The following is a 6,235-nucleotide window of genomic DNA, read 5'->3' on the forward strand; positions in this document are numbered from 1 at the left end:
TTGATTGATTCTATGGACTCTGAAACATGTCCACGGAGTTCATCATGGCCAGCACCATCATCACCTCTGCCAAACACGGCGCCTACGTAGCAATCGGTCTCTATTTGGTCATGGTGCTGGTTGTCAGTCTTTCGCCGCAGTCGCGGCAAACCGTCGAGCCGCCGATTCACGTCGCGCACCCTGGCATCCAGTTTGAACATCGCGCACAACAGGCGATGGTCGATCCGGCCGAACTGGCGGGAGTGGCCGGAGCATGAACCGTTGCAAACTTTTGCTTATCGCCTTCCTGGCATTCATAACCAATGGCTTTTCCCTGCTGGGGATCGGGCACGGGTCAATAGGCGGGGTGGCACGGGCCATCGAGGCCAACCACAACATCGCGCGCAACATCGAGATAGCCAAGGCCATGGGGATGCTCGCGGGCAACCCGCCACACGAGCCCGATAGCGGGTTTTTCGGGCCGTTCCAGGTGGATTGCTCGGTGATTGGCATGTGCGAGGTATTGGCCTGAAACGCCGATTCCTGTAGGAGCGAGCACGCTCGCGATGGTCGTCAACGATTACGTGGGGTGCCTGATACCCCGCGGCGCCCTCGGGTTTATCGCGAGCATGCTCGCTCCTACAAGGATCGGGTTATTTCGCCATCACCGATGTAAACAACGCCGACGCCAGAAACCGCTGCAACCAGTCCTGCAGCCGTCGATAGGGCGTTTGCGCGAACCACTCGCGATCAACATGGGCGAATTGCCGTATGAACGGCATCAGCGCCACGTCGGCCAGGGTCGGGTGGTCGGCCAGCAGATAATCGCGACCGTCCAGCAACTCCTCCAGCCTACGCAAAAACACCTCACCCTCTGCGCGATAAAACGCCATCGGCTGTTGCGGATAGCGCTCGGCATACTTGTAGCGGTTCAGATGCACCTTGAAGACCTGATCGTTCTCCTCGATCAACGCCGCGATGGCGAGCTGCCCTTGCGGATCATCCTTGAGCAGCCAATCCTGCGGATCATACTGTGACAGGGACCAGCGCATAATCTCCAGGCTTTCATCAATGACCTGGCCGTCTACGTTCAATACCGGAACCGTGCCTTTGCTCGACAATGCGAGCATCTCGGCGGGTTTGGCCTTCAGGCTGACTTCGACAATGTCCACGGCCACTTCGCTGTAGCGTAGCGCCATGCGTGCCCGCATGGCGTAAGGGCAACGACGGAACGAGTAGAGGGTGGTCATTTCACCTCCAGGGTGCTCAAGCCGTTACCTTGGCGGCGGACCTGGATCTGCACCGGAATCCGCTCATGCATTTCCTGCACATGGGAAATCACCGCGACCTTGCGCCCCTGGGCCTGCAAGCCGTCGAGGGCGTCCATGGCCAATTGCAGGGACTCCGGATCGAGGCTGCCGAAACCTTCGTCGATGAACAGCGATTCGATCTTCAGCGTGCTCGAGGCCATCGATGCCAGGCCCAACGCCAGGGCCAGCGACACCAGGAAGGTTTCGCCGCCAGACAATGAATGCACCGAGCGCAGTTCGTCGCCCATCTCGGTGTCCATCACCAGCAAGCCCAGCATGCTGCCGCCGCGCTTGAGGCGGTAGCGCCGCACCAGTTGGCGCAATTGCACGTTGGCGTGGTGCACCAGCAGGTCGAGGTTGTAGGCCTGGGCGATCTTGCGGAAGGTGTCGCCGGTGGCCGAACCGATCAGCGCGTTCAAGCGAGCCCAGCGCTGGTACTCGGTGTACGCGTCGGCGATCTGTTGCGCCAGGGCCTGATTGGCATTCTGCCGGCGTTGATCCTCGGCCTGTTCGGCACGCAGTTCGGCGCAACGTTGTTCGCTGACGGTGAACTGGTTTTGCAACTCAGTGAGCGCGTTGGCGAGTTGCTCGTCATCCAGGTCGCCGATGTGCTGCGCCTTGTGATCGAGCAAACGCTTGTCGCGTTCCTGGAGCAGGACATTGGCCTGCTCGATGGCTTTTTCGCTGTGCTGCAAGCGTTGGCGTAGTTCGCTCACATGGGCATCGTCGACCTGCAGCAGGTCTTCAAGGCCACCGTCATCCAGTTCTGGATGACGGGCGCGCCATTCGGCGATTTTGCCGCTCAGTTCGCGGTTTTCGCTTTCCAGTGTGTGCAAACGCTCTTGCTGCGCCTTGAGTTCGGCCGCGATTCGCACCCGTTGGGTGAGTAGGTTTTGCAGTTCCGTGGCCGTCGTGGTTTCGGCGTTACGCGCCTGTTCAACGTCCTGCTCAAGCTGCTGCTGCCACTGCTCGGCGCTGCCGTGCGAGCCGAGCAATTGTCCAAGCGCCTGCTGGCTGGCCTGTTGTTGTGCGGCCAGCGCATTGAACTGCTGCTCGGCGATTTGCAATTGCTGCACGCGGGTCTGCTGCCGATCCTGTTCCTTCTCAAGCTGTTGCTGACGTTGTTGCTGTTCGGCCAGCTCTTCCTTTTGCTGATCGAGTTGTGCCAGGCGCTCGGCGATCTGCCGATCAAGCTGCATGAAGGTCGCGGCGGGTTCAGTGCGAAGTGCTTCCAGGGTATCGCCTGGCAGCAGGCTGGCGAATGCGCTGAGTTCTTCGTCCAAGCGCTGACGATCATTGCCCAGTTCACGCCGTTGATTGTCCAGGTGCTGGGCCGCGCTCTGATGCGCGGTTTCGGCGTGGCGCAATTGCTGGGTCAGACGCGCAGCATCCTGTTGCAAGGTGAGCAGGGCGCTTTGCCGTTGTTCGTCCTGGGTGATGCTCTGGTTCAACTGCCTGTTTTGCTGGCTGAGCCAGGCGCCGCGTTTGTCGGCATCCTGATTGAGCAGTGTGGTGGCCAACGGATGCGCTTGAAGGCTTGGTGCGAGAGCTTGTTGCTGGGTCGCCAGTTGATCCTGCTGTTGCAGCAGTTCTTTTTGCTGGGCGATCAGTCCACCCACTTCCGCCCGCAGTTCGGTCAGCTTTTCCTTGAGCTGGTCTACGGCTTTTTGCGCGGTGGCCTGTTCGCTTTCATCATGGCGGCCCAAGCTTTGCAGCAAGGCTTCGGGTTGATGATAAGGATGTTCCTGGCTGCCGCAGACCGGGCATGGCTGGTCATCTTGCAGCTGTGCGCGCAGTTCCTCGACGCTGGCGCTGCGGGCCAGGCGCTGGCGTTCCAGCAGGTCGCGAGTGACCGTCAGGGTCTGCTCGGCGACGGCAAGTTCAGCCTTGGCCTTTACCCCGTCCTGGGTCAGGCGCTCACGTTCCTGTTGCGCGGCGACCTGGCGTTGTTGCAACTCGGCGCCGCGCTTGTCCAGGTCCTGTTGGCTGTCCCACAGCCGGGTCAGATCTTCGATGGCACGCAGTTGCTTGCGGTTGTCCTGCAACAGGCTGCCAAGGATACCGATCTGCTCGGCGACGGCATCCGGCTCGGCGCCAGCCTCTTTGAACAGCAGCTCCAGTTGCTGTTTCTGCGCTGCGAAGGCTTGTGCGGTGCGTTCGGCATTTTGTTCGAGGTTCGCCAGTTCCGCCTGGCCCTTGTTCAGTCGATTGCCGATCAACATCAGCTGTTGCAGGCGATCACGGTAGGCATTCCAGGCATCGCTCAACGGCGCCAGATGAGCGCTCTGGGCCAGCTCGGCCGCCATGCGTTGCAAGTGTTCGGTCGCCCGGGCCAGTTGCTCGTGCAAGGTTTGAATCGCGTTCTGGCCCTGGGTGCAGGCCTGTTCGGCGGCTTGCCTGGCTTCGGCGCCCAGGGTCGCGTCCTTGGCCAGGCGGGCGAGGGTGCTTTGTTCCTCGAAAGCCTGGCGCAACAGCGGCGCACATTCGGTTTGTCGTTGCTGTGCCTCGCCCAGGGCGATCCGCGTTGCACCCAATTGCTGTTCCAGTAGCGCCTGACGCTCGCTGAGTTCGCCATGTTGCCGGGTATGCTGGGCAATCTGCTCTGCCAAGGGCGTGAGTAGCGAATCGACCTCGGCCTTGCGGGCGAACTGGTGCCGCTGCGGGGCCAGCTGTTCGAGGCGTGTCAGCTTCAAGCGCTCGCCAGCCAGGCTTTCCCAGGTGTGTCTGGCACTGTGCAGTTGTTCGGCGGCGGCCAGTTGCGCGTCATGCAAACGGCGCAGTTCTTTGAGCCAGGCGTCTTGCAGCTCGAGCTGCTTGAGTTGCGCCTGCTGCAATTTCAGCTGTTGTTGCGCGGCATGGAAGCGCTCATCGAGCTCGGCGCGCGCCTCAGGCGCCAGCGGCGTGACACCGCTGGCCTGATCCTGCAGCAGTTTGTGCGCTTCACGGGCTTCCTTGGTCTTGTCGAACGCTCGGCGGCCCAGGCGAGTGTAGAGCGCGGTGTCGGTGAGTTTTTCCAACAATTCGCTGCGGTCGTTGTCATCGGCCTTGAGGAAGGCACTGAACTCGCTCTGCGCCAACAGCACGGCCCGGGTGAACTGCTCGAAATTCAGCCCCAGCGCGGCCTCGAGCTGGGTCTTGTATTCACCTTTCTGGCTGGCCAGCAGTTGATCCTGATCGAGGTCGCGCAGGCTCTGGCGACTGACTTGCAGCTTGCCGCCGGCCTTTTCCCGGGCGCGATTGGCTTCCCAGCGCGCGCGATAACGCCTGCCATCGATGCCGACGAAATCCACTTCCGCATAGCCTTCGCCAGTGCCGCGACGTAGCAGGGTGCGTGGGTCGCCGGTGCCGATTTCACCATCGACGTCCGGCACCTTGGCGTCGCGCCCGGTATTGTTCAGGCGCGGCACGGCACCGAAAAGCGCCAGGCACAACGCGTCGAGCAGGGTGCTCTTGCCCGCGCCGGTCGGGCCGGTAATGGCGAACAGTCCGGCACTGGCAAGGGGCTCGGCGGTGAAGTCGATTTCAAACGGACCGGCCAGTGAGGCGAGGTTCTTCAGGCGGATGGCGAGGATCTTCATGGTTGTTCGTCCTCCATCTGCACGTCTTGCAGCAGCTCGGCAAAGTCCTTGAGGGTTTGCTCATCGACCTCGCTGCCGTAGTTGTCCTGCCAGGCGCGGCTGAACAGTTCCTGGGGCGTGAGCTGGTCCAGCTCAATCAACCCGGCGCCGTTATCAGAGCCTTCCCGGCTGCCGTTGCCCGCGTATTCGGCGGCGATGCGTACCAGGCGCACGGCTTTGCCCTGCAGGGCGCTTTCCACCTGATGGCGCAAATCCGGTTGCGGCTCGTCCAGGCGCACTCGCACTTCCAGCCAGGGTTGGCGCTGGTAGTCGGCCAACAGGTCGATGATGGGCAGGTCGGCCAGTTGCACCAGGATGTCTGCCAGGGGCGCAGGGCCGATACGTTGCAGGTTGACGGCACGGGGGATCAGTTTCGGTTCGACGCTGACCAGCGTTTCGCCATCGAGTGTGATGTCGAGAATCTGGTGCTGGTAGCCGATCTCCGAGAATGACAGGGGTATCGGCGAGCCGCTGTAGCGAATGCGCGCCTCGCCATTGACCTTCTGTGGCTTGTGCAAATGCCCCAGGGCGACGTAGCTGATGGTCGGCCCGAACAGGCTGGCGGGCAGGGCTTCGGCGTTGCCGATGATCAGGCTGCGCTCGGAATCCTCCGACACCGAACCGCCGGCCATGTGCGCATGGCTGATGGCGATCAGCGCTTGACCGGGCTGGCGCTTGGCATTGGCCGCTTCGATCAGCCATTCATGAACCTGGCCGATGCCGCGCAGGTAGTCATCGCCCAAATGCGCGCCCGTCACTTCGGCTGGGCGCAGGAACGGTAGCGCCAGGCACCAGGCGGCAATTTCACCCCGGGCATCGGGCAGTGGCAGCAACAGGCGTTCGGCGTCCAGTTGCCCGTCATCCAGCCACAGCACACGCCCCAGGGCGTGAGTACGCAAACGGCGCATCAAGGGCGCGGGCAGTTCGATCCGTGAACCGGAATCGTGGTTGCCGGCGATCATCACGATGGTCAGCAACGGTTGCTGCTCATGGGCGCTGACGATGAAGTCGTAAAGACGTTCCTGGGCTTTGACCGGCGGGTTGACCGTGTCGAAGATATCGCCGGCGATCAGCAGCACATCCGGCTGATCCAGCTTGAGCTGACGCAGCAGCCAGTCGAGAAAACAGCCGTGCTCAAAGTCGCGATCCTGGCCGTGCAGATTCTGCCCGAGGTGCCAGTCGGAGGTGTGGAACAGACGCAAGGCGAACTCCGTAGGAAAAAAGGTGATGGCCGCGGGGAAAAATGACAACGGCTAAAGGGGGAGAGTTTACTGGCAAACGGGGTGGGTGTGGTCAGACACTGCGCGTAGACCTGTAGGAGCCGGCTTG

5 protein-coding genes are annotated in these 6,235 nt (G+C 61.8%); 2 read left to right on the forward strand and 3 right to left on the reverse strand.

The window, feature by feature from the left end; translation table 11 throughout:
* Nucleotides 1-44: 44 nt before the first annotated feature.
* The gene (locus PG5_RS21935; RefSeq protein ID WP_033045345.1) at nt 45-257 is read left to right on the forward strand and encodes a hypothetical protein; all 213 of its coding nucleotides are present in this window, start codon (nt 45-47) and stop codon (nt 255-257) included.
* The gene (locus tag PG5_RS21940; protein ID WP_020799319.1) at nt 254-511 is read left to right on the forward strand and encodes a hypothetical protein; all 258 of its coding nucleotides are present in this window, start codon (nt 254-256) and stop codon (nt 509-511) included. Before PG5_RS21935 ends, PG5_RS21940 begins: the two co-directional genes overlap by 4 nt.
* A gap of 121 nt (nt 512-632) precedes the next feature.
* Here the strand turns inward: PG5_RS21940 and PG5_RS21945 are convergent, their stop codons facing one another.
* From PG5_RS21945 to PG5_RS21955, 3 genes are read right to left on the reverse strand one after another with little or no spacing between them, the layout of a single operon-like run.
* Nucleotides 633-1,229, reverse strand: coding sequence for a glutathione S-transferase (locus tag PG5_RS21945; RefSeq protein ID WP_020799320.1), 597 nt, complete (start codon nt 1,227-1,229; stop codon nt 633-635).
* Nucleotides 1,226-4,867, reverse strand: a complete 3,642-nt coding sequence (locus tag PG5_RS21950; RefSeq protein WP_020799321.1) for an AAA family ATPase — start codon at nt 4,865-4,867, stop codon at nt 1,226-1,228. The genes PG5_RS21945 and PG5_RS21950 overlap by 4 nt, the downstream gene beginning before the upstream one ends.
* Nucleotides 4,864-6,108, reverse strand: coding sequence for an exonuclease SbcCD subunit D C-terminal domain-containing protein (locus PG5_RS21955; protein WP_020799322.1), 1,245 nt, complete (start codon nt 6,106-6,108; stop codon nt 4,864-4,866). Before PG5_RS21955 ends, PG5_RS21950 begins: the two co-directional genes overlap by 4 nt.
* Nucleotides 6,109-6,235 lie beyond the last annotated feature (127 nt).

The sequence above is a fragment of the Pseudomonas sp. G5(2012) genome, assembly GCF_000408945.1.
Lineage (GTDB): Bacteria > Pseudomonadota > Gammaproteobacteria > Pseudomonadales > Pseudomonadaceae > Aquipseudomonas > Aquipseudomonas umsongensis.

Bases quoted from the DNA above. Each gene is read 5' to 3' on its own strand.
- PG5_RS21935 (WP_033045345.1), top strand. From the start codon at position 45: ATGGCCAGCACCATCATCACCTCTGCCAAACACGGCGCCTACGTAGCA.
- PG5_RS21940 (WP_020799319.1), top strand. From the start codon at position 254: ATGAACCGTTGCAAACTTTTGCTTATCGCCTTCCTGGCATTCATAACC.
- PG5_RS21945 (WP_020799320.1), bottom strand. From the start codon at position 1,229: ATGACCACCCTCTACTCGTTCCGTCGTTGCCCTTACGCCATGCGGGCA.
- PG5_RS21950 (WP_020799321.1), bottom strand. From the start codon at position 4,867: ATGAAGATCCTCGCCATCCGCCTGAAGAACCTCGCCTCACTGGCCGGT.